Raw genomic sequence first — 22,500 nt, 5'->3', positions numbered from 1 at the left:
GGGCATGGGGTTGGCGAACAAGCCTTAAAGGTGCATATAAAATATATCTTTAAAGATGCATTCACAATACATGTTAAAGAGAATTTTCTGTATTCAATGGGCATGGCCTTCCACGAAGCAGGAGAAGCAGCAGGGTCAGATAGGCGAGACTCCAGCAAAGAGCTGCCGCCGGCAGCAGCCACGCTGGCGCCGTCGCCGCGCTCCAACGGGTCACCGTGGCGGTGCTCAGCAACATCATCACCGCCGTGATCGGGCGACGCGGCGGAACCCAGCCGCGATGGCGCGGCCCGGCTTGCCGGGCCATGACCCCGCAGGAGAGAGAGCCAAGGGCGCCCACGGTGATGCCGTGCAGCGGCGTGGTGATGGCATCGCCGTTGATCAAGGCAATGCCCATTCCACTGAGCCCCAGCGCCAGCCAGCCGTAGCCCTGGCCGAGCAACCACAGGTCCGGCCGGGGCACCGACCACGGACGCCAGCGCCATAGGCGCACCAGCAACAGAGCGCCGAGGGCGCTCAGCAGTAATCCGGTGAGTACGGGGTAGCGCCAGGCGCTACCCCAGGCCAGTCCGAAGATGATCAGCAACAGGCCTTCCAGGCGTGGCTGCACCCGCGCCCGCAACACTTCTCCCCGTTGCTGCCAGGCTGCCGCGGCCAAAGGCGCGATGATGCGTCCGCCCATGTAGGCGAGCAGCGCGGCGAGGGTAATTACGGCGGGAAGACGCGGCCAGGGAGGCGGCAGCCACCACACCAGAAGAGGTGTCAGGCACAACCAGGGAACCAGACCCAGGCCGGCCCGATTGCGCCATTTTCTGGCGTGACGCAGACGGGGCAGCAGCAGTGCGGTCAGCAGCACGCCGGTCAACAGATCCCAGCCAGACAGCGTAAACGGCGCGTCGGCAAACAGTCGTTGCCAGCGGCCCAGGCCCCAGAGCAGCGTCAGCCCCCATAGCCGTGCTGGCGGCTGCGGGCCGAGCAGATAGCCGGCGATCAACATCGGCGCCAGTCCGAACAGCATCTCCATACCATGACCGGCACCGAGCAGGCCGGGGGGAGCGCCATTGAGGTAAGCCCAGGTGGAGAGCGGCACCATCACCGCGGCCTCGACGCAGGCGAGAGGAAAGAACAACCGGGAAGACGACAGCCGGTATGGTGAGGACGGGGAAAGAGTGGACATGGACTGGTATTTCCTTTAAAGATGCATTTAAAATACATCTAAAGTCGCGCTGTCACCCACTGTCATGCCGGTGGTATCGAGGAACCTTGTCATGGATCAAACATTGCGATCACCAAGACGGTCATGGGCGGTGTTGTTCGCTTTCCCGTTTCGTATTTTCTTCCTCTCCACCGGCCTGGCCGCCGTTCTGTTGCTGCCGCTGTGGCTGTGGTGGTTGCTCGGCGGCGGCGGGCCGGCGATGTCGGCGTTGCTATGGCATCAACACGAGATGACGGTGGGTCTGCTTAACGCGGCCATCGCCGGCTTCCTGCTTACCGCGGTGTGCAATTGGACCGGCACCGCGCCGGTGTCGGGGCGCGCGTTGCTGGTTTTGTGGGGGCTGTGGCTGTCGGCCCGTCTCGGATTGTTGTTGGGTGACGCTTGGCAACTGCTGGCGGTGTTGCTGGATCTGGCTTTTCTGCCCGTGGTGGCGACGCTCGTCGCAAGGCGCGTATGGTCCGCGCGCCAAGCGCGCCAAGCGCCCCTGATCGGGGTGCTGCTCGCCCTGTGGGGATTGGACGTGGCGTTTCATTGGAGCGGGGATCCCCGTTTTCTGCATGGGTTGGTGCTGTTGGGCGCATTGTTGATCCTGATGGTGGGCGGCCGCATTACCCCGGCTTTCACCGCCAACTGGCTGCGTCTGCACGGCGACGATCCGGAACGAGTCCGCCGTCGTCCGGCGCTGGATATTGCGGGTCTGGTCTGCGGGTTGGCCGTGGTGGTGTTGGAATTGACCGCGTGGCGGGGGCTGGCGGTGGCTCTGGTGGGGCTGCTGGCGGCACTGGTCGCTGCCATCCGGCTGGCAGGCTGGGCCGGTTGGCGGGTCCGGCGCGAGCCGCTGTTATGGATTCTGCACCTGGGGCATCTTTGGGTAGTGCTGGGATTCGGGCTCTGGGCGGCGGCCAAAGCTGGCTTGCCGGTGGCCCCCACGGCCTGGGTGCACGCCTTGGGCGCCGGAGCCATCGGCACCATGATGCTGGGCGTGATTACCCGTGTCGCCATGGGGCATACCGGACGCCCCATGCGTTTGTTGCCGGGCATGCGTTGGGGGTTCCTGGCGATACTGGCGGCCGGTCTGGTCCGGGTGCTGGCCGGGCTCGGCGTGATGCCCTGGTTGCCGGGGCTATGGCTGGCGGCGTCGTTGTGGCTGCTGGCCTGGTTGCTGTTCCTGTGGCTTTATACCCCGGTGCTGGCGGCGCCGAGGGCGGACGGGCGACCGGGCTGATGCGGATTACCCGCTATACCGACTATGCTCTGCGTGTGCTGATTCAACTGGCGCTGCAGCCGCGACGTCTGACCATCGCCGACATGGCCAGGGCCTACGGCATTTCCCGCCACCATCTGACCAAAGTGGTACATCAACTGCAGCGCCTGGGTTATGTGGAAACCCAGCGTGGACAAACCGGCGGTGTCCGTCTGGCCCGCCCGGCGGTGGATATCCGGGTAGGTAAGGTGGTGCGGGATATGGAGCCGGACCTGGCTCTGGTGGAATGCTTCCATGGCGAGGACCGCTGCGCGATCACGCCATACTGTCAGCTGCGGGTGGTGTTCGAGCAGGGGCTGAGGCTGTTTCTGGAAACGCTGGACGACTATACCCTGGAAGACCTGGTCCGTGGTGAGCGTCGGCAACTGATTCGGATTCTGGAACCGCCATCCTTTGGTTGACGGGCCGGCTCAGGCGCTCCGTTCGGTGACGGTGGGCAGGAGCCGTTTGTGCAGCGCCCGCCGCGGTTCGATGAGATCGGCCAGAGTGTAGCCATCAAGGACGTGCAGGAACGCGTTCAAGGCTTCGTTGAGGGCTCCGCGTAGCACGCAATTGGGGGTAAGGACACAGGCATTCTGGTCCCCGAAGCACTCCACCAGACTCATGTTGGCCTCGGTGTAGCGAATCACCTCGCCCACATTGATGTCTTCGGGGTGATGAGCCAGGCGCAGGCCGCCGTTCTTGCCACGCAGGGTTTCCACGTAGCCCAGTTGTCCGAGCTGATGCACTACCTTGACGATATGGTTGCGGGAAATGCCGTAGCTTTCCGAAATGGCACTGATGGTGCTCAGCGCCTCTCCCCGCAGGCCAAGATAGATCAGTACACGTAAGGAGTAGTCACTGTATTGGGTCAGCTTCATGGTCCCGCTTCCAAACGATGAACAATGGATTAGCCGGCAGTATAACGGAGTCTCGCAATGATGTTGGATTACCTGTTGATCAAGCACCTGCACATGACCTTGGCGGCGTTGAGTCTGGGGTTGTTCGTGCTGCGTGCCGGCTGGTCGGTGGCCGGATCGCCGATGCTGCGGCGGCGCTGGGTGCGTATCACCCCCCATATAGTGGACACGCTGTTGCTGACCTTCGGGGTCACGCTGATGATTCTACTGCGCGCCTGGCCTCACCAGACGCCCTGGCTGGCGGCCAAGCTGCTGGCTCTTCTGGTTTATATCGGCCTGGGCACCATGGCGATAAAGCGGGGAACCACGCCCGCGCGAAGGGCCGGGTACGCGCTGGCGGCGGTGTTGGTATTTCTCTATATGGTGGGGGTGGCGGTTAGGCATCACCCTGGATCCTGGCTGACATGAGAGGTCGATGAATACAACAATGAAGTTGACCTGGAACGATGGTCTAAAAAGTGTTTTTGACGAAAATAGTTTTATTATGATTGGTTGAAAAGACCGAAAAAAAAGCTGCCAAAGCCAATGAGGGAATTTTTGTTTTTTGAACCATCCCCTTTTTTTTGAATAAAAGTCTGGCTTTTACCTTTTGTTACTTGAGCTTCCCGTCGCCTGATTTAATGTGCCCTCATCTGGGACGTATCGCGTCTCCAGTCCGTTAGATCGCACGAGGAGCGAAATATGAAGAAGCACTGGATGTTGGTACTGGCTTCCACGGCGGCCCTGAGCAGCCAAGTGGCCGTGGCGGATCTGTCCGCCGGCGTGAATGCCGCGGTGAAAGCGGATGCCGATGCCAAAGCCGCCGAGAAAGCTCTGCGTGACAAGCGCGACGCCGCCAAGGACAAGGCCGAGGCTACCGTCGAAAAGGCCAAAGCCGAGAAAGAGGCCGCTGTGGAAGACGTCAAGGCCAGGAAAGAGGCGGCGATGGGTGCCGCCGAAGCACAGAAAGAAGCCGCCAAGAATCGCATGGAAGACAGCAAAGCCGAAGCCAATCGCGAGGAAGCTCTGAAGAAGGCCGAGGCCGCCCGGGAGAACGCCTCCGTGAAGGCGGAAGCCAACGCTAGCGCCAGCGTGAAAGCGGAAGAGAAAGGCAAGCCCTGGTACAAATTCTGGGATTGATAGCACCGCCGCCGATAAATGACGACCGGCCGCCGTCCTAGGCGGCCTTTTTGTGCCCACCGTCCGTGGTGTGCCGTCCTCCGGACCGTCACTCTGGTGATGTGATAAATCGCCCCCGGAGATTTTTTGGGCCTTGCCTTATTACACCAATGGGCTATGGTCATGACTTCCATTGGTACTGAATCCTGATTAGCTCAACGCGATGACTCTCTTCTTTCGTTTTACCTCTCTGACCTTTCCGGTCTAAGCCGGACGGCCTCTGGCTGTTCCGGCATCCCTCGTTTTATTCGATAACTGTCTGTCGTTAAGCGACATTTCCATGATGACGTGGAGGCACGCTAATGAAGCCTGTTCGTGGTTCATGGCTGGAAAGGCGATTCGTACCCATGGTTCGCAAATATGCGGTGAGAAATCCTTGCTGCTTCCCTCCCGGGCCCGGCGAGATCAGTGCCGTGCTCGGCAAGCTGGAAGCACTGAATCATGCCGGTGGAGAGCCTCGGGCTTCCGTTGGCACAATCGTGCGGATGGAGGATCTGCTCAGCGGTGAGCAGGGTTTCTTTCAATTGGTATGGCCGGATGACGCCGCACCCGAGCAAGACCGTCTTTCGATTCTATCGCCATTGGGCGCCGCTCTACTGGGCGCCCGTTGTGGTGATGAAGTGACGGTGACCCTGTTCGGATGCCGCTGTGATTTTCGGGTTCTGGCCCTGCAGGAGGCGCGACCTCCGGAGGGTAGTGCCGTGCCATCCTGAGCGCGCCGCGCGGGATACCGCGAATCACTGAGCCCCGCCAGGGGCCCTGTGACCCACCTCCCGTCATGGGCGGCGCGGCGGGAGGCGTCTCGTCCACCATGGGTGAAATCATGAGTAAAGAGAAACCCAAAAAGAAGGCACGGAAGTCCCTCAAGGAAAAACGCCGCGACAAGCGGGAGAGCCGTTAAAGGAAGCGTGACGGGGCCATTGCGGCCCCGTTCTTCCGGCTCGTGTGGTACAGGATGAAACCCATTGGGGCGCGGGGGTCGGGAAATTGAGTTACATCATAATCCGCGCAGGCACTTCTTGGTTCAATGAAGCCTGGGCCGGACCATTATGCCGGCGGATCGTCAACCATAATCAAAGAAGAGAGGGCGATGTCAGCAATCATTGACGTGTTGGCGAAGGCGGCGCTGTTCTCGACCCTGGACGAAGGCGCTCTGGGAACGTTGTGCGAGGAAGGCCGGACGATAAACCTGGACTGTCGCGGGCATCTGTTCGAAGTGGGTGAGAGGGCCAATGCCTACTACCTGATGACGAGCGGTGTCATGCGCTTGTATCGGCCCGGTCTGGACGGCGAGGACAAGGTGTTTCAGGTGGTTGGTGAGGGGGACCTGGTGGCGGAAACCGCCATGTTCGCCGAGCCCTGCATCTATCCTCTGTCGGCCGAGGCGGAAAGCGCTTGTACGTTGATCCGCTTGCCACGCCATGGATTGCTGAGTCTGGTCCGGGCGCAACCGGATTTTGCCCTGCGATTGCTGGGGGAAATGTCCCACCGGCTTTATCAGGCGGTAAACCGCTTGGATCAACTCACGGTGACCAATGCCGGCCAAAGAGTGGTGATGTATTTGTTGGAGCTGACCGAGTGGCGCAGGGAGCACTGGGTGGTGCTGCCGGTAAGCGCCAAGGTTCTGGCGCGACAGCTGAATGTAACACCGGAAACGCTGTCGCGTCTGCTCACCCGTTTTCGCCAGAGCGGTTTGATCAGCGGGCGCGGACGCAAGTGGGCCATTGTTGATCCTCCGGAGTTGTGCCGGGCCGCTAATCTGCCGTTACCGGACGCCCAGTGCCATTGCGCCGGCTCGCAGTTCTTTCGCTGTTGTAATTTCAGCCACCGATCCTGTTCATAAGGCGGGTCCCTTAGTGGTCCAGGGTATGGATCAGGGTGACGACCTGATCGACCACCTGCTCAATATCCTCTTCACCGTAACGCCGCCCGCGTCTTTTTCTCAGTCCGTTCTGATAAAGACGAACGTGGTGGTCCGGCCGTACATCCGCGCGTTTGAGGCAATGTTCGGCGCAGTGCATCTGGCAGCCGTCGATGGCGATGATCACCCGCCCGGAACGGGCCTTGCGCACCAGGCCGGGCACGCCGCCGCCGACGCCGGCGATACAGGACATTTCGGCGTGCCCGGCGTGGTCCAGACGCACCGCCACTTCGTTGGCGAGCTGAGCCACGTCGGAGCAGCCGGAACAGGAATACAACAAGGGCGGTTTGCGTGAACGCTGGCCGGTCATGAATCCTCCTCGAGGTGGAATCCGCGAACGCCGATATCGTTCTCCAGCGCCAGCAGATACTGATGCAAGGCGCGGCGGCTGGCTTGTTCGAGCAGCTCGTGACGCACGCGTTCATTGACTTGTTCAAAGGGCAGGGCGCGCGCCGGCCGCAACGCGTTGATGTGTACCAGATGCCAACCGTACCGGCTGGCCAGCGGCCTCCCGTGCAGCCCTGCCGGCAGGCGCGCCAGCACCCGGTCCAGCTCGGCGACGGTCTGTCCCGGCCCCAGCCAGCCGAGTTCGCCGCCCTGGTCCCGGGAGGGGCAATCGGAGTAGCGCTGGGCCAGTTCCGTGAACCGATGCTCTGACGCATCCAATTGGCGCAGCAGTTTCTGTCCCAGACGATATTGCCGATCCCGGGCTCGGGCGTCGTCCGGGGCGGCGGCCAGAAGGATGTGTTGTAGATGCCAGCCCGGAGGGGTTTGGAAGCGCTCCGGGTGGTTGTGGTAATAACGCCGACAATCGGCCGGGTGCGGCTCCGGGACCTGTAGGTCCTGCTCCAGCAGGGCGCTGATGCAGGCTTCTTCATCGGTCGGATCCAACCCGCATTGCGCCGCTCGTTGCAACAGCAACTGGCGGATCACCAGGGCCCTGGCCGCCTGTCGCCGGGCCCGATCAAGGTCGCCAGCGGGATGGTGCTGGGTTTCCCGGGCGATCTCGCTCTCTTCGATGAGGGCCTCGCCAACCTGAATCACGCCGCCGCCGGGGCGTTCCACCATATCGATGCGTTGCATGGCTCAGGCCCGCCTGCGGACGATTTGATAGCGACGGAAAAGATAGCCCAGCGGCAGGCTCCAGACGTGCACCAGGCGGCTGAACGGAAACACCAGGAAAATGGTCAGGCCGATGAAAATGTGCACCTTGTAGATCCAGCCCACGCCTTCCAGGTAAGCGGCGGCGCCGCCCTGGAAAAAGGCGATGGCCTGGGCCCAGTGCGCCAGCTGCAGCATCAGACCGCCGTCCAGATGCCCCAGGGCCGGGCCGATGGTGGCCAGTCCGAGGGTGACCTGTACCACCAGAAGAGCGATGATGAAAGTATCCATGGCACTGGAACTGGCCCGCACGCGTGGGTTGAACAGGCGTCGCCAAAGCAACATGACACCGCCGATAAAACAGAGCACGCCGGCGATGCCGCCCACCAGGATCGCCATGATCTGTTTGGCCCCCGCGCTGATAATCCAGGCGTAGGCCCAGTGTGGCGTCAGCAATCCCACCAGGTGGCCGAAGAAAATCACCAGGATACCTATGTGGAAACAGTTGCTGGCCAGCCGCATGTGCCGCGACGACAGCATCTGGCTGGAGCCGGTTTTCCAGGTGTACTGGCCATGATCGAAGCGGATCAGGCTACCCACCAGAAAGACGCTGACGGCGACATAGGGATAGATGCCGAACAACAATATGTGCAGATGATGCGACAAGGATTCCATCAGCTCACTCCTTGGCGCGACCGCTGGCGGCCGCCGCTGTGGGTGGGACGAAACGGACCGGTTGCTCCTCGGCCCGTTGCCGTTGCCGGGTCCGGTGACGGCCTTGGGCGGATTGCAATTGACAGTCCTGATCGGATTCGGCGGAGAACCGCACGGCTTCCTCTTCCCACACCGCGTCCAGGGCCTGGGGAGTGTGGTCCGGTGCTTCCCGGGATACCTCGGGCCGATGCGCCTGGATTTCCGATTCCGCGCCGATCAGAGCCAGCAAAGCGGTGACGGCCAGGGCCTGGGGCGCCTCCCGGCTCTCCAACCGTGCCGCCAGCCGGGCGAGAATGGCGCGGACTTCACCGAGCCAGCGGCCGATTTCCGCTTCCCGGCGGGTGGACAGAAACTCCAGAAACAGGGGCAGATAATCGGGTAATTCCCGCGCTTCCAACTGAAAGCCGGCCTGCCGGTAGTGATCAAGCAAATCCACCATGGCCTGGCCCCGGTCCCGGGATTCACCATGGACATGCTCGAACAGTAGCAGCGAAGTAGCGCGGCCACGGTCGAACAGGGCCACGTATTCGGCCTGCAGATCCAGCAAATCGGCGGCGCCAATCCGTTCGCACCATTGGCCAAGCCGGTCCCGCATCGACAGGGTCCAGCGTCGTTCCGCGTTCAGGGCGTCGACCAGCTCCGGTGTCGCCTGTTGCAAAGTAGCTTCGGGATACTCCAGCAGGCGGGCGAGGGCGCGCAGGCTCCGTTGGGTGATCTCAGTCATGACGGGTCTCCTGCTGATCCGGTTCGAAACGCCGCGGTTTTACCAGGGTGGCGGTCTGCTTGCGCCCGCCGAACAGACTGACCTCGTCGTCGCCGCCCTGGCAACCATTGCCGAAGGTGAAGCCGCAGCCGCCGCGTTCCGGAAACGCCTCGCGAGCCTGTTCGCGATGGCTGGTGGGGATGACGAAACGGTCCTCGTAGTTGGCGATGGCCAGATAGCGGTACATTTCCATGACCTGGGCTTCGCTGAGACCCACCTGGTCGAGTACGGTGGTATCGGTTTCGCCATCCACCTGTTTGCCGCGCATATACACGCGCATGGCCAGCAATCGTTTCAACGCCAGCACCACCGGTTCTTCCTCGCCGGCGGTGAGCATATTGGCCAGATACTTAACCGGGATGCGCAGGGATTCGATCCTCGGCAGCACACCGTCGAATTCCAGATCGCCCGCCTCGGCGGCGGACTGGATCGGCGACAGTGGCGGCACATACCAAACCATGGGCAGGGTGCGATACTCCGGGTGCAGCGGCAGCGCCAGCTGCCAGTCCACCGCCAGCTTGTACACCGGCGAGGCCTGGGCGGCGGCGATCACGTTATCGGGAATGCCATCGGCGCGGGCCTGTTCGATAACGTCCGGGTCATGGGGATCGAGAAAGATGTCCCGTTGACGGTGGTACAGATCCCGCTCATCCGGGCTTTCCGCCACTTCCTTGATACGGTCCGCGTCGTACAGCAGCACGCCCAGATAGCGGATCCGTCCGACGCAGGTTTCCGAACACACGGTGGGCTCTCCGGCCTCGATACGCGGGAAACAGAAAATGCATTTTTCCGATTTTCCGCTTTTCCAGTTGTAATAGATTTTCTTGTACGGACAGCCGGACACACACATGCGCCAGCCCCGGCATTTGTCCTGGTCGATCAGGACGATGCCGTCCTCCTCCCGCTTATAGATGGCGCCGCTGGGACAGGAAGCCACGCAGGTCGGGTTGAGACAGTGTTCGCACAGACGCGGCAAATACATCATGAAGGTGTTTTCAAACTGCCCGTAGATGTCCGCTTGTATCTGATCGAAGTTGCTGTCCTTGCGGCGCCGGGCGAACTCGGTGCCGAGAATCTCCTCCCAGTTGGGGCCCCATTCGATTTTCTTCATGCGCTCGCCGGAAATCAGCGAGCGCGGCCGCGCCACCGGTTGATGCTTGCCAGGCTTGGCCTGGTGGAGATGCTCATAGTCGAAGTCGAAAGGCTCGTAGTAATCGTCGATTTCCGGCAGGTCCGGATTGGCGAACAGATTGGCCAGCACCCGCCACTTGCCTCCGATGCGTGGTTCGATGCGGCCGTCCTTGCGACGCAGCCAGCCACCTTTCCATTTGTTCTGGTTCTCCCATTCCTTGGGGTAGCCAATGCCGGGCTTGGTTTCCACGTTGTTGAACCAGGCGTATTCCACGCCCTCGCGGCTGGTCCAGACGTTCTTGCAGGTCACCGAGCAGGTGTGGCAGCCAATGCACTTGTCCAGATTGAGAACCATGCCGACCTGGGATCGAATAGTCATTTCGCGGCCTCCTGAACGAAGTCCTGGCCTTCACCGTCCAGCCAGTCAATGTGTTTCATGCGCCGGACCATGACGAACTCGTCACGGTTGGAGCCGACGGTGCCGTAGTAGTTGAACCCATAGGCGAGCTGCGCGTAGCCGCCAATCATGTGGGTGGGTTTGGGGCAGACCCGGGTCACCGAGTTGTGGATGCCACCCCGGGTACCGGTGATTTCCGAGCCCGGCACATGCACGTTGCGCTCCTGGGCGTGGTACATCATCACCATGCCCTCTTTCACCCGCTGGCTGACCACGGCCCGGGCGGCGATGGCGCCGTTGGCGTTGTACAGCTCGATCCAGTCGTTGTCGGCCACGCCCAGATCAGCGGCATCGGATTCCGACAGCCACACCACTGGTCCGCCCCGGTTCAGCGTCAGCATCAGCAGGTTGTCACTGTAGGTGGAATGAATACCCCACTTTTGGTGCGGCGTGAGGAAGTTCAGCGCCTTGCTGGGATAGCCGTTGTCCGCCGGTGGCGTGACGCTGCTGGCGGCGCGGGTGTCGATGGGCGGCCGGTACACCAGCAGGCTTTCGCCGAAGGCGCGCATCCAGGGGTGGTCCTGATAAAGCTGCTGACGACCGCTCACCGTGCGCCAGGGAATCAGTTCGTGCACGTTGGTGTAGCCGGCGTTGTAGGACACATGTTCGTCTTCCAGGCCGGACCAGGTCGGGCTGGAAATGATCTTGCGCGGTTGGGCGACGATATCGCGAAAACGGATTTTTTCCTCTTCCTTGGGATGGGCAAGGTGGCTGTGATCGCGGCCGGTGAATCGGGACAGCGCCTCCCAGGCCTTGACCGCCACCTGACCGTTGGTTTCCGGTGCCAGGCTGAGGATCACCTCGGCGGCGTCAATGGCGGTTTCGATGCAGGGTCTATCCTTGGCCGGGCCCGCTGTCTTGCGACGGTTAAGCTGGCCGAGAAAAGCCACTTCCTTATCCGTGTTCCAACTGATGCCCTTACCGCCATTGCCGAGTTTCTCCAGTGCCGGGCCCAGAGCGGTAAAGCGTTCGTAGGTGGCCGGGTAATCGCGTTGCACCTCGATCAGCGAGGGCATGGTTTTCCCCGGCACCGGCTCGCATTCGTCTTTTTTCCAATCCTTCACCTGCGGCTGCGCCAGCTCCGCCGGAGAGTCGTGCTGCAGCGGCAGGGTGACCAGATCGGTTTCCTCGCCCAGATGGCCCTCGCACACTTGGGAAAAGGCTTTGGCGATGCCTTTATAGATATCCCAGTCGCTGCGTGACTCCCAGGCCGGATCGGTGGCGGCGGTGAGCGGATGGATGAACGGATGCATGTCCGAGGTGTTGAGATCGTCTTTCTCATACCAGGTGGCGGTGGGCAGCACCACGTCGGAGTACAGGCAGGTGGTGGACATGCGGAAATCCAGCGTCACCAACAGATCGAGTTTGCCCTCCGGTGCGTCGTCGTGCCAGGTCACTTCCCGGGGGCGTTCACCGCCGTCGCCAAGGTCCTTGCCCTGAATGCCATGGCGGGTACCGAGCAGGTACTTGAGCATGTATTCATGGCCTTTGCCGGAGCTGCCGAGAAGATTGGAGCGCCACACGAACAGATTGCGTGGAAAATTTTGCGGATCGTCGGGATCCTCGGCGGCGAATTTCAGCGCACCGGATTTCAGTTGAGATACCGCGTAATCCGCGGTGTTTTGCCCGGCCTGCCGCGCGGCTTGAGCCAGACGCAGCGGATTGGTGTTCAATTGCGGCGCGGAAGGCAGCCAGCCCATGCGTTCGGCGCGCACATTGAAATCGATCAGACTGCCATCGTAGTCCTCCACTTTCGCCAACGGCGAGAGCAGGCTCCTCACGTCCAGTTTTTCGTAACGCCATTGGGAAGAGTGGGCGTAGAAAAAAGAGGTGCCGTTCATGTGGCGCGGCGGCCGGGACCAGTCCAGGCCGAAGGCCAGAGGCAGCCAGCCGGTTTGCGGCCTCAGCTTTTCCTGACCCACGTAATGAGCCCAGCCGCCGCCGCTTTGTCCGACGCAGCCGCACATCACCAGCAGATTGATCAGGCCCCGGTAGTTCATGTCCATGTGATACCAGTGGTTCATGCCGGCGCCGACGATGATCATGGATCGGCCGCGTGTCCTGTCGGCATTGCTGGCGAACTCCCGGGCGATGCGAATGCACTGGTCCGCTGGTACACCGGTGATGTTCTCCTGCCAGGCGGGGGTATAGGGTTTGACTTGCCGGTAATCGGTGGCGCCTTGATCCTCGCCGAGCCCCCGATCGATACCGTAGTTGGCGCAGAGCAAATCAAACACCGTTACCGCCAGAATCTCGCCGCCATCAGCACCGGTGAACACTTTCACCGGCAGGCTGTGGGTGAGGGTGTCGTCGCCGCCATTTTCCACATGAGGAAAGTGTTCGTGGGGAATGCCGCCGAAATAAGGGAAGGCGACCTTTTCCACCCGGTCGTGATCGCCGGCCAGGCTGAGGCGGGGTTGGATGTCCTGGCCATCGGCGTCAACCGGTTCCAGATTCCATTTGCCCTGTTCGCCCCAGCGGAAGCCAATGGAGCCGCGCGGTACCGCCAGCCGTTCCCCGTTCTCATCCCAGACCAGTGTTTTCCAGTCCGGATTATTGTCCTGGCCCAGATTGTTGGCGAAGTGGCTGGCGCGCAGTTGTCGGCCGGGCACATAGCGGCCATCGTCGCGGCGTTCCAGTTCCACCAAACAGGGCAGGTCGGTATAGCGGCGCACGTAGTCGGTGAAGTAGGTGCTGGGGGAATCCAGGTGAAACTCCTTGAGGATCACATGGCCCATCGCCAAAGCGAGGGCGGCGTCGGTGCCCTGCCTGGCGCTCACCCACTCATCGGAGAGCTTGGCCACCTCCGCGTAGTCCGGCGTGATCGCCACGGTCTTGGTGCCCTTGTAACGCACCTCGGTGAAGAAATGGGCATCGGGGGTACGTGTTTGCGGCACGTTGGAACCCCAAGCAATGATGTAGCCACTGTTGTACCAGTCCGCGGATTCCGGCACATCGGTTTGTTCACCCCAGGTCTGCGGCGAGGCGGGCGGCAGGTCGCAGTACCAATCGTAGAAGCTCAGACAAACACCACCAATAAGGGACAGGTAACGTGCGCCGGCGGCGTAGGACACCATGGACATGGCCGGGATGGGCGAGAAGCCGATGATGCGATCCGGCCCGTACTGCTTGGCGGTGTAGATGTTGGCGGCCGCGATCAGCGTATTCAACTCATCCCAGCCGGCGCGCACGAAACCGCCCATGCCCCGGTTTTTCTTGTATTGGGCGGTCTTGGCCGGATCCTCGACCAGGCTGGCCCAGGCGTCCACCGGATCGGTGTGCTGGCCCAGTGCCTCGCGCCACAGCCGCCACAGGGATTGCCGCACCAGTGGATACTTGAGCCGGTTGGCGCTGTACAGATACCAGGAATAGCTGGCGCCACGGGGGCAGCCCCGGGGCTCGTGGTTGGGCAGGTCCGGGCGGGTACGGGGGTAATCGGTTTGCTGGGTTTCCCAGGTCACCAGGCCGTTCTTTACGTAGATCTTCCAACTGCAGGAGCCGGTGCAGTTCACCCCATGGGTGGATCGCACGATCCTGTCGTGTTGCCAGCGGGCCCGATACCCGTCTTCCCAGTCCCGGTTTTCGTCGCGGGTCTCACCATGGTGATCGGAAAATTCGGTTGGATTCTTTCCGAGATACCTCAGGCGGTCCAGAAAGTGGCTCATGGTGTTGCTCCTAACAGGGAATCACCGCTTTTTTGCGGGTGTAATAGAACCAGGTCAGTCCCAGACACAGGACGTAGAACAGCAGAAATCCGTACAGCGCCGGTTCGGCGCCGCCGGTGAGATCCAGGGCCGTGCCGAAGGCCTTGGGAATAAAAAAGGCACCGTAGGCGGCGATGGCGGAGGTAAAGCCGACCACGGCGGCGGCTTCGCGGTCGCTTTCCAGTTGCTGTTGCCGGACATCCTGGTCCGGCATCAGCCGGGCCACTTCATGACGGAAGATGGCCGGCACCATTTGAAAGGTGCTGGAGTTGCCCACCCCGGAGACCAGGAACAGCCAGAGGAAACAGACGAAGAAGCCGACGAAGGCGCCAGGTTGATCGCGATGGTCGAGGAACCAGAGTAATCCGATCACCCCGGCGATCATGCCGACGAACACCCAGAAGGTAACGCGGCCTCCGCCAAGCCGGTCCGCCACGCCACCGGAGAAGGCACGGCTCAGCGCTCCGAGAAGCGGACCGAGGAACGCCAGCTTGAGAGCGTCCACTTCGGGGAACAAATGGGAGCTGAGCAGCGGAAAGGCGGCGGCGAAACCGATAAAGCTGCCAAAGGTGCCGGTGTACAGCACGCACATCAGCCAGTTGTGCTTGCGCCGGAAAATCACCGCCTGATCCTGGAATGAGGACTTGGCGCTGGCGATATCGTTCATGCCGAACCAGGCGGCCACGGTGGCGGCAATAATGAACGGCACCCAGACGAAGCCCGCGTTCTGCAGCCATAAGCGCTCGCCGTCGGCGGTCGTTTGCGGATCGCCGACCACGAAGGCAAAGACGCCGGTGGTAATCACCAGCGGTACCAGGAACTGCATCAGGCTCACGCCCAGGTTACCGAGGCCCGCGTTGAGTCCCATGGCGGCGCCCTTTTCCTTTTTCGGAAAGAAAAAGGAAATGTTCGCCATGCTGGAAGCGAAGTTGCCGCCGCCGAAACCGCACAGCAAAGCCAGTACCAGCATCACCAGATAAGGGGTGTCCGGATTGCGCACCGCGAAGCCGATCCACAGCGCCGGCAGTAACAGCGACGCGGTGGAAAAAGCGGTCCAGCGACGGCCGCCGAAGATCGGCACCATGAAGCTGTAGAACACTCGCAGAGTGGCGCCGGAGAGACCCGGTAACGCCGCCAGCCAGAACAGCTGGTTGGCGCTGTAGTCGAAGCCCACTTGCGGCAGCCGTGCCACCACCACCGACCATACCATCCAGACAGAAAAGGCCAGCACCAGATTGGGAATGGAAATCCACAAGTTGCGGCGGGCGACGGCGCGGCCCTGATGTTCCCAGAAATCGGTGTCCTCCGGCCGCCAGTCCTGCAGTACCAATTTGCTCGGGGTGGACAGTTCCGGCAGGTCGCCGGTTTCGCGTTGCTCCGTCCATTCCACCCGGTTGGCCTTGATGATGGCGTAATGCATCCACGCCAGCGCTCCCGCCACCAGCACGAACAGCAGCATGAAACAGCTTTGCCAGATGCCCACCACGTCATTGAGCATGCCGAAGGTCAGCGGCAGGAAGAAGCCGCCAAGGCCGCCGACCATGCCCACCACACCACCCACGGCGCCCACGTGTTCGGGGTAGTAGGTAGGGATGTGTTTGAAGACCGCCGCCTTGCCCAGGGACATAAAAAAGCCCAGCACCATGATCAGCAGCACGAAGGGCGGCAGGCCCATGATCAGAGAGAAACGCAGCTCGCCGTCGATGCCCTGAATACGGTATTCGGTGGGAGGGTAACTGAGCAGGAAAGTGCAAACCAGGCAGGCGATGAAGGTCCAGTACATCACGCGCCGCGCGCCGTACCGGTCGGAGAGCCAGCCGCCGAGAATGCGGAACAGGGAGCCGGGCAGGGTGAACAAAAGGGTGATCAGGCCGGCGGTGGTGAGACTCACCCCGTAGACCCTCATCAGGTAGTGGGGCAGCCACAGGGCCAGGGCAACGAAGGCGCCGAATACGAAAAAGTAATAGAGCGAGAAGCGCCACACTCGAAGGTCGGCCATGGGCGCCAGCCGCTGACTCAAGGTGAGAGACGGCGTCGGATGACGCGGATCCCGCGCGAACACCAGGAAGCCAAGGCCCATCAACGCCAGCACCAGTGCGTACACCTGGGTGGTGCCCTGCCAGCCGAGGGCGACCAGCAGTAAAGGCGCGGCGAAGTTGGTCAGCGAGGAGCCCATGTTGCCGGCGCCGAAAACGCCCAGGGCGATGCCCTGACGGTCACCGCCAAACCAGCGGGAAACGTAGGCGGTGCCCACGGCGAAGGCGCCGCCGGCCAGCCCCAGCCCCAACGCCGCCAACAGCAGCATCGAGTAACTGTGGGCCAGGGTCAGAAGGTAGACGCAACTGGAGCTGACCAGCAGCAGGATGCCCATGACCAGACGCCCGCCGAAGCGGTCGGTGAGAATGCCGAGAACCGGTCGGCTGATCGAGCCGGTGAGCACCGGTGTCGCGATCAGCAAGCCCAGTTCGGTATCCGACAGATTCAGTTCTTTACTGAGAGGGATGCCGATAATGGACAACAGCGTCCAGACGGCGAAGCACAGAGTGAACGCCAGGGTGGAAAGGAACAATGCCTGCCCCGAGCCGGGGTGTGAGACCGGTTCCGTTGATGCCACGGTGCCTCCTTGAGGTATGGGCCGTCCGTGTGTGGCAATCTGTCAGAAATACCTATCAGACGTATTGATCAGGGTCAACGTGTCTCCGACGAATGGCAGGGAGCATGGGTATTCCTGTCATGACAGTCTGGAGACTGCTCAATGCGTTTTCCCTTAACGCCGTTCGGGCCACCGTCGCCGCTGGCGGTATTTCGCCATATCGATGCTCATGCTCCGTTGTTGCTGAAGCGTCCCTTTCTGGAACCGCTGATGAACCGTCTGTTGGCGGAGCCGTTGGCGGCGGGGGAATTCGAACCCTTGCAGGGACGCCACCTGACCCTTGATCTGGCCGATGGCGCGCCGCGTTTTACCGTGACGCTGCAAGCAAACCGTCTGCGGTTAAGCGAACGCCCTGGCGAGGCGTGCATTCGTGGCGGCTGGCGTGAATTTTTGCAGCTCCTTGGCAGGGAACAGGACCCGGACACTTTGTTTTTCCAGCGCCGTTTGTTGGTGGAAGGGGACACCGAATTGGGGTTGTGGGTGAAGAACCTGCTCGATGGCCTGGACCAGGGCGGCTGGCCGGAACCGGTGCGGGAGGGCTTGCGGCTGTTGGCGCGGGGGCTTTGCTGAAGCGGATAAATACCCGCTGCAGGTTCCCGCAGAGGGGCCGCGAAGCCGCTGTAGGAGCTTGCCTGCAAGCGAATCTGTTGGGGTTGAAAGCACAATTCGCTTGCAGCGGCCCGCCGCCCGGACCAAGCTCCTACAGTGCTCTTGTGGCGACCTTTGAATTCACATCCCCATTGTCAACGCACGCTGAGCGTTTCAAATAATGGCCGCAGCCGTTCCGCCAGGCCGGGCAGAGGATTGGCTATCGGCGACGGCTGTTGATAGGACGGTGACAGGCATTGTTGTGGTCGCGCCCATTGCAGAGCGTAGTGGCGCACTCCTTTAGCGGCCAGCCAGCGTGCCAGCCGTTCCAAGGCGGCCTCATCGAAATCGCGCCAGTGCACGGTAGTGCGGCACTCCAAAGCGAGATCGGCGGCCAGCAACTGATCCAGACTGTCGCACAGTTGTCGCCACTGACGGCCGCGCCCGGTGATACGATCGATTTGGGCCGCATCCCCTTTCACGTCCAGGCCCACCCAATCCAAATCCGGTATCAGTGTGCTCAGACGTCGGGGGTAACTGCCGGCGGTGTGCAGACCGATGCCGAACCCTCGCTCACGGGCTCGCTGTATCGCCAGTAACAGCTGCGGATGCCGGGTGGGTTCGCCACCACTGAACACCACCGCCTCCAACAGACCTCGTCGTGTTTCAAGAAAGGATTCGACCTCGCGCCACTCCCGCATCTGGCCCCGCCGGGGCGGGATCATGTGCGGGTTATGGCAATAGCCGCAACGCAGCGGGCAACCTTGAAGGAAGACCACGCACGCCAACCGGCCCGGATAGTCCAGTGTGGTCAGCGGTGTCAGCCCCGCCACCGGCAGGGCCGGACCGGAACCGACATCAGTCATCCAGCCGAGCCTGCCGCTCACAAAAATGACGGCGCTGGCGATGTTCGGATTTTTTACCCGGATTGAACTGGCTGACCGGTCGGTGATACCCCATCACCCGGGTCCAGACTTCGCAGCGCTGGCGTTGTTCTTCGGGCAGAGTGTCACGGGGATTCAGGGAAGCAGTGGAGAGAGAAGCGTTCATGGTGTGTCTCCTTTTTGCGATGGAATAAAAACCAATGTGAAAGTGTCAGGCCACGTGGGTGTCTTTCACCGTTGTTTGTTGGGCCAGCAGCGCGTCGTCGCAGCGCGGGCAGAATTCGTGTTCTCCAGCCAGGTAGCCGTGCACCGGACAAATGGAAAAGGTCGGCGTCACGGTTATGTAAGGCAGTCGGAACCGGGACAGGGCGGTGCGTACCAACTGGCGGCAGGCGCGGGAGCTGGAAAGCCGTTCGCGCATGTACAGATGCAGCACGGTGCCGCCGGTATAGCGGGTTTGCAGCGGGTCTTGATGAATCAGCGCCGCGAACGGATCCTCGGTATGGCCCACCGGCAACTGACTGGAGTTGGTGTAATAGGGAGCCTCGGGGGTGCCGGCCTGGAGAATGTCGGGATAGCGGCGGGCGTCCTCCTTGGCGAAGCGGTAGGTGGTGCCTTCCGCCGGGGTGGCCTCCAGGTTGTACAGATGGCCGGTCTCTTCCTGGAAACCACGCATGCGTTCGCGTACGTGTTCCAGCAGACGCAAGGCCAGGTCACGACCCTGCTCGGTGGCGATATCCTGGCGATCATGGGTGAAATTACGCACCATCTCGTTGAGACCGTTCACGCCCAGTGTGGAGAAATGATTGCGCAAGGTGCCCAGATAGCGCCGGGTGTAGGGATAAAGACCGGCGTCCATCCAGCGTTGGATGCAGTCGCGTTTGATTTCCAGACTGTCGCGGCCCAGTTCCAGCAGACGATCCAATTCCCGGTAGAGGCCGCTTTCGTCGCCGGCGAAGCGGTGCCCCAGCCGCGCGCAATTGATGGTCACCACGCCCACGGAGCCGGTCTGCTCGGCACTGCCGAACAAGCCATTGCCGCGCTTGAGCAGCTCGCGGACATCCAACTGCAAGCGGCAACACATGGACCGCACCATATGCGGCTGCAGGTCGGAATTGAGGAAGTTCTGAAAGTAGGGCAGGCCATATTTGGCGGTCAGCGCGAACAGCCGCTCCGTGTTGGGCGCGTCCCAATCGAAATCCTCGGTGATGTTGTAGGTGGGAATCGGGAAGGTGAAAACCCGGCCGCGTTGATCGCCGGCTTCCATCACTTCCAGATAGGCGCGGTTGATCAGATCCATCTCTGCTTGCAGCTCGCCGTAGGTGAACGGCTGCTCCTCGCCGGCGATCACCGGTACCTGTTCGCGCAGATCCTCCGGGCAGGTCCAGTCGAAGGTCAGATTGGTGAACGGCGTCTGGCTGCCCCAACGGGACGGCACATTGAGGTTGTAGATGAATTCCTGGAGTGCTTGCCGTATCGCCGGGTAGTCCAGGTTGTCACGGCGCACATAGGGGGCCAGATAGGTGTCGAAGGAACTGAAGGCCTGGGCGCCGGCCCATTCGTTTTGCAGTGTGCCAAGGAAGTTGACCATCTGGCCAAGCGCGCTGGAGAGATGTTTGGGCGGGCCGCTTTCGGCGCGGTCGGTGACGCCGTTGAACCCTTCCATCAACAGGCTGCGCAGGGACCAGCCGGCACAGTAGCCGCTCAGCATATCCAGATCATGCAGGTGCAGATCGCCTTCCCGATGGGCGCTGCCGATCTCTGGTGGGTAAACCTGATCGAGCCAGTAGTTGGCGATCAGCTTGCCGGAGATGTTGAGAATCAGCCCGCCCAGGGAGTAGCCCTGATTGGCGTTGGCGTGCACGCGCCAGTCGGCGCGACTGAGGTATTCCTCGACGGTGGTGCTCACCGTCACCGTGCTGTCCGGGCGGGGTGTGGTCATGACACTGTTTCCATATTTAGTGTGTTTTGTTTGTGTTGGCACAATATATGGTGGTCAGCGTAAAGGTGAGGCCGAGAGAAAGGGCTGATCTGGGTCAAGGAAAGGGAGAGTGGGAGGGACCAGCTTTTCATCTTGCCGGCGTCCTATCGCCGCTCCATCCCGGGAGCACCGTGCCAGTAGCCGTCGCAGCGCGCTTCGTCCACCAGGGCAAGCGGGTCCCGGTTATCCGGCTGGCCCCGGCGCACTTGATCAAAAGCCGCCACTATGTCGGCCATGGGCTCGTCGGCCACCACCAGGCGCGCGCTGCTTATCCCCATTTCAGCCATCACCGGCAGTTCCCGGCGCAGGTCCTGGGGCCAGGCGGAGAGGGTCTGGATGCCATTGAGAGTGAACAGTCTTCGACCATCCTGACTGAACAGAGGCAGCCCCTGAGGATCGTCCCGGCAAACAAACTGGCAGCGGTCCTTGGCATGGCCCCGCCGCCGGGCGGTGAAGCAACGGGCCGACCAGGCCAGCGCCAGATGCCCATAGGCGTGTACCTCGCACGGCAGAGCCAGATCCTGTTCCCGCAGTGCTGTCAGCAAAGCGGTGAGCGCCTGCCGGGACAGCTCCAGTGGCGCGTGCCAGCGCTGCATACCGGAACCGGCCAGCAAACGGATGGCTTCCACGTTGTAGAGGTTGAGGGGGGCGCCGCCGATAAAGGGGAGCCTCGCTTCACTCAGCAACTGCACGGCGCTCATGTCATTGGCTTCCACCGGCAGTTCGCCGTTATCGCACAGTCGGCGCAGCGCGCGCAGATCGGCGCCGGCCTCGATCAGGGTCTGCGAGGCCAGCACCACGGTCTTGCCCTGCGCGCGCAGTTCCCGGGCCAGCCCGAGCCAGTGATCCAGTTTCATGTCCCGCCGCCGCCCGCACACGGTCTCACCCAGATAGATCCGTTCCACCGGCCAGTCCGCCGCGTGCTCATAGAAGGTCTCGTAGTCCCGTTGGTGCCAATAAAACGGCACCGGTCCCAGGGCCAGTTCCAGCATGCCGATGCCTCCTATTTCCAGCGGCGCTCGTAGGCGCCCAGAGTGGTGGTGGTGCCTTCGGACAGGTTGCTCAGAGTGCGTTGCCAGGCCGGCTCCGATTGGAACTTGGACGGCGTCCGGGAGAGACGGTCCAACGCCTGGCGCCACACCCGGGTGACCTCCCGCACGTAGGCGGGACTGCGTTGCCGGCCTTCGATCTTCACCGCGGCGATGCCGAGAGCTTGCAGTTCCGGCAGCAGCTCCAGCGTGTTCAGGCTGGTGGGTTCCTCGATGGCGTGATAGAGCTCGTCATCGACCCGGAAGCGGCCCTTGCACAGGGTCGGATAACCGGCCTGCTCGCCGGGACCGTAACGATCGATGAGCACGCCGTTGAGGCGCGAACTGAGACCGCCGTCCTGCTCTTCCCAGCGCACGTGGGCGGCGGGTGAGCAGGCGCCGTGGGTATTGGGGGATTCACCGGTGAGATAAGAGGAAAGATAACAGCGTCCTTCCACCATGATGCACAGGCTGCCAAAGCCGAACACCTCCAGGGCTACCGGAGAAGCCGCGGCCAGTTGTTTTACCTGATCCAGTGACAGCACCCGGGGCAGCACCGCGCGGCGAATGTCGAAATGGCGATGATAGAAGTGCAAGGCCTCGGCGCTGGTGGCGGAGCCCTGCACGGACAAATGTCGGGGCAGGTCCGGGTGGCGGCGGGCGGCATACTCGAGCAGGCCCAGGTCCGCCAGAATCAAGGCGTCCACGCCGAGATCCGCGGCCTGATCCACGGCCCGGGTCCAGAGCGGCCAGCCGTCGTTTTGCGGATAGGTGTTGATGGCGCAGAACACCCGGCAGCCTTGCCGGTGGGCGTAGTCGATACCTTCCCGGGCCCGTTCCGGGGTGAAGTTGAGACCGGCGAAGCGACGCGCGTTGGTGATGTCCTTGAAACCCATGTAAACCGCGTTGGCGCCTTCGTCCACCGCGGTTTTCAGTGCCGGCAGATTGCCGGCGGGGCAGACCAGTTCCGGGGAACCGTTCATGTCTCCTCCCATGCCAGATACTTTGGCCGGTCAGGGTAAAGCCGCCGGGCCTCACCGG

21 protein-coding genes are annotated in these 22,500 nt (G+C 62.0%); 7 read left to right on the top strand and 14 right to left on the bottom strand.

The features are described 5' to 3' along the window. Positions 1–73 precede the first annotated feature (73 nt). Positions 74–1,174, bottom strand: coding sequence for an NnrS family protein (locus MA04_RS08945; protein ID WP_163126131.1), 1,101 nt, complete (start codon positions 1,172–1,174; stop codon positions 74–76). Positions 1,175–1,265: 91 nt separating this feature from the next. Here MA04_RS08945 and MA04_RS08940 point away from each other — a divergent pair, with 91 nt between their 5' ends. Both MA04_RS08940 and MA04_RS08935 read left to right on the top strand, forming a co-directional pair. Then, positions 1,266–2,438 (top strand): NnrS family protein, encoded by a 1,173-nt coding sequence (locus MA04_RS08940; protein ID WP_262460151.1) that lies wholly within the window; start codon positions 1,266–1,268, stop codon positions 2,436–2,438. After that, positions 2,438–2,878 (top strand): Rrf2 family transcriptional regulator, encoded by a 441-nt coding sequence (locus MA04_RS08935; protein WP_163126127.1) that lies wholly within the window; start codon positions 2,438–2,440, stop codon positions 2,876–2,878. Before MA04_RS08940 ends, MA04_RS08935 begins: the two co-directional genes overlap by 1 nt. Positions 2,879–2,887: 9 nt before the next feature. On the opposite strand, the gene MA04_RS08930 is transcribed toward MA04_RS08935, so the two are convergent. Beyond that, on the bottom strand, positions 2,888–3,337 hold the full coding sequence (locus tag MA04_RS08930) for an RrF2 family transcriptional regulator (protein WP_163126125.1): 450 nt from the start codon (positions 3,335–3,337) through the stop codon (positions 2,888–2,890). A 60-nt stretch (positions 3,338–3,397) separates the two neighbouring features. Here MA04_RS08930 and MA04_RS08925 point away from each other — a divergent pair, with 60 nt between their 5' ends. The 4 genes from MA04_RS08925 to MA04_RS08910 all read left to right on the top strand — a co-directional run bounded on the left by MA04_RS08925 (position 3,398) and on the right by MA04_RS08910 (position 6,377). Next, on the top strand, positions 3,398–3,784 hold the full coding sequence (locus MA04_RS08925; protein ID WP_163126228.1) for a SirB2 family protein: 387 nt from the start codon (positions 3,398–3,400) through the stop codon (positions 3,782–3,784). Positions 3,785–4,057: 273 nt separating this feature from the next. Then, on the top strand, positions 4,058–4,495 hold the full coding sequence (locus MA04_RS08920) for a hypothetical protein (protein ID WP_163126123.1): 438 nt from the start codon (positions 4,058–4,060) through the stop codon (positions 4,493–4,495). Between the two features lie 386 nt (positions 4,496–4,881). Continuing rightward, on the top strand, positions 4,882–5,247 hold the full coding sequence (locus MA04_RS08915; RefSeq protein ID WP_262460150.1) for a GreA/GreB family elongation factor: 366 nt from the start codon (positions 4,882–4,884) through the stop codon (positions 5,245–5,247). 377 nt (positions 5,248–5,624) lie between these two features. Then, a complete protein-coding gene (locus MA04_RS08910) occupies positions 5,625–6,377 on the top strand; it encodes a Crp/Fnr family transcriptional regulator (protein ID WP_163126119.1) in 753 nt (250 codons plus the stop codon). 10 nt (positions 6,378–6,387) lie between these two features. Here the strand turns inward: MA04_RS08910 and MA04_RS08905 are convergent, their stop codons facing one another. Genes MA04_RS08905 through MA04_RS08875 form a run of 7 tightly spaced genes read right to left on the bottom strand, consistent with a single transcriptional unit; the run spans position 6,388 to position 16,939 of the window. Continuing rightward, positions 6,388–6,765 carry a putative zinc-binding protein gene (locus tag MA04_RS08905; protein WP_022995210.1) on the bottom strand — a complete coding sequence of 126 codons (378 nt, stop codon included), beginning with the start codon at positions 6,763–6,765 and terminating at the stop codon, positions 6,388–6,390. Further along, on the bottom strand, positions 6,762–7,538 hold the full coding sequence (locus MA04_RS08900) for a peptidylprolyl isomerase (RefSeq protein WP_262460149.1): 777 nt from the start codon (positions 7,536–7,538) through the stop codon (positions 6,762–6,764). The genes MA04_RS08905 and MA04_RS08900 overlap by 4 nt, the downstream gene beginning before the upstream one ends. A gap of 3 nt (positions 7,539–7,541) precedes the next feature. Then, a complete protein-coding gene (gene narI / locus MA04_RS08895; protein WP_163126115.1) occupies positions 7,542–8,231 on the bottom strand; it encodes a respiratory nitrate reductase subunit gamma in 690 nt (229 codons plus the stop codon). Positions 8,232–8,235: 4 nt separating this feature from the next. Next, complete coding sequence (gene narJ / locus MA04_RS08890; RefSeq protein ID WP_163126113.1) at positions 8,236–8,994, bottom strand: nitrate reductase molybdenum cofactor assembly chaperone; 759 nt, start codon at positions 8,992–8,994, stop codon at positions 8,236–8,238. Next, positions 8,987–10,543, bottom strand: a complete 1,557-nt coding sequence (gene narH / locus MA04_RS08885; protein ID WP_262460148.1) for a nitrate reductase subunit beta — start codon at positions 10,541–10,543, stop codon at positions 8,987–8,989. The genes narJ and narH overlap by 8 nt, the downstream gene beginning before the upstream one ends. Beyond that, the gene (locus MA04_RS08880; RefSeq protein WP_262460147.1) at positions 10,540–14,286 is read right to left on the bottom strand and encodes a nitrate reductase subunit alpha; all 3,747 of its coding nucleotides are present in this window, start codon (positions 14,284–14,286) and stop codon (positions 10,540–10,542) included. The genes narH and MA04_RS08880 overlap by 4 nt, the downstream gene beginning before the upstream one ends. Before the next feature lie 10 nt (positions 14,287–14,296). Next, positions 14,297–16,939, bottom strand: a complete 2,643-nt coding sequence (locus MA04_RS08875; RefSeq protein ID WP_262460146.1) for a nitrate/nitrite transporter — start codon at positions 16,937–16,939, stop codon at positions 14,297–14,299. 141 nt (positions 16,940–17,080) lie between these two features. Between MA04_RS08875 and ubiT the strand changes: the two genes are divergently transcribed. Beyond that, the gene (ubiT, locus tag MA04_RS08870) at positions 17,081–17,548 is read left to right on the top strand and encodes a ubiquinone anaerobic biosynthesis accessory factor UbiT (protein ID WP_163126105.1); all 468 of its coding nucleotides are present in this window, start codon (positions 17,081–17,083) and stop codon (positions 17,546–17,548) included. A 173-nt stretch (positions 17,549–17,721) separates the two neighbouring features. Here ubiT and MA04_RS08865 read toward each other — a convergent pair whose 3' ends face one another. The 5 genes from MA04_RS08865 to ubiU form a co-directional block, all read right to left on the bottom strand. Then, on the bottom strand, positions 17,722–18,432 hold the full coding sequence (locus tag MA04_RS08865; protein ID WP_262460144.1) for an anaerobic ribonucleoside-triphosphate reductase activating protein: 711 nt from the start codon (positions 18,430–18,432) through the stop codon (positions 17,722–17,724). Continuing rightward, complete coding sequence (gene nrdD, locus MA04_RS08860; RefSeq protein WP_163126100.1) at positions 18,425–18,616, bottom strand: anaerobic ribonucleoside-triphosphate reductase; 192 nt, start codon at positions 18,614–18,616, stop codon at positions 18,425–18,427. The genes MA04_RS08865 and nrdD overlap by 8 nt, the downstream gene beginning before the upstream one ends. A gap of 45 nt (positions 18,617–18,661) precedes the next feature. Further along, positions 18,662–20,392, bottom strand: coding sequence for a ribonucleoside triphosphate reductase (locus tag MA04_RS08855; RefSeq protein WP_163126098.1), 1,731 nt, complete (start codon positions 20,390–20,392; stop codon positions 18,662–18,664). Between the two features lie 143 nt (positions 20,393–20,535). Then, on the bottom strand, positions 20,536–21,423 hold the full coding sequence (locus tag MA04_RS08850; RefSeq protein WP_163126096.1) for a U32 family peptidase: 888 nt from the start codon (positions 21,421–21,423) through the stop codon (positions 20,536–20,538). 11 nt (positions 21,424–21,434) lie between these two features. Then, positions 21,435–22,442 (bottom strand): ubiquinone anaerobic biosynthesis protein UbiU, encoded by a 1,008-nt coding sequence (gene ubiU, locus MA04_RS08845; RefSeq protein WP_163126094.1) that lies wholly within the window; start codon positions 22,440–22,442, stop codon positions 21,435–21,437. Between the last annotated feature and the right edge of the window lie 58 nt (positions 22,443–22,500).

Source organism: Alloalcanivorax balearicus MACL04, from assembly GCF_025532145.1.
Lineage (GTDB): Bacteria > Pseudomonadota > Gammaproteobacteria > Pseudomonadales > Alcanivoracaceae > Alloalcanivorax > Alloalcanivorax balearicus.
The sequence above is the reverse complement of the archived record's forward strand: the minus strand, read 5'-3'. Positions and strand labels throughout refer to the sequence as shown.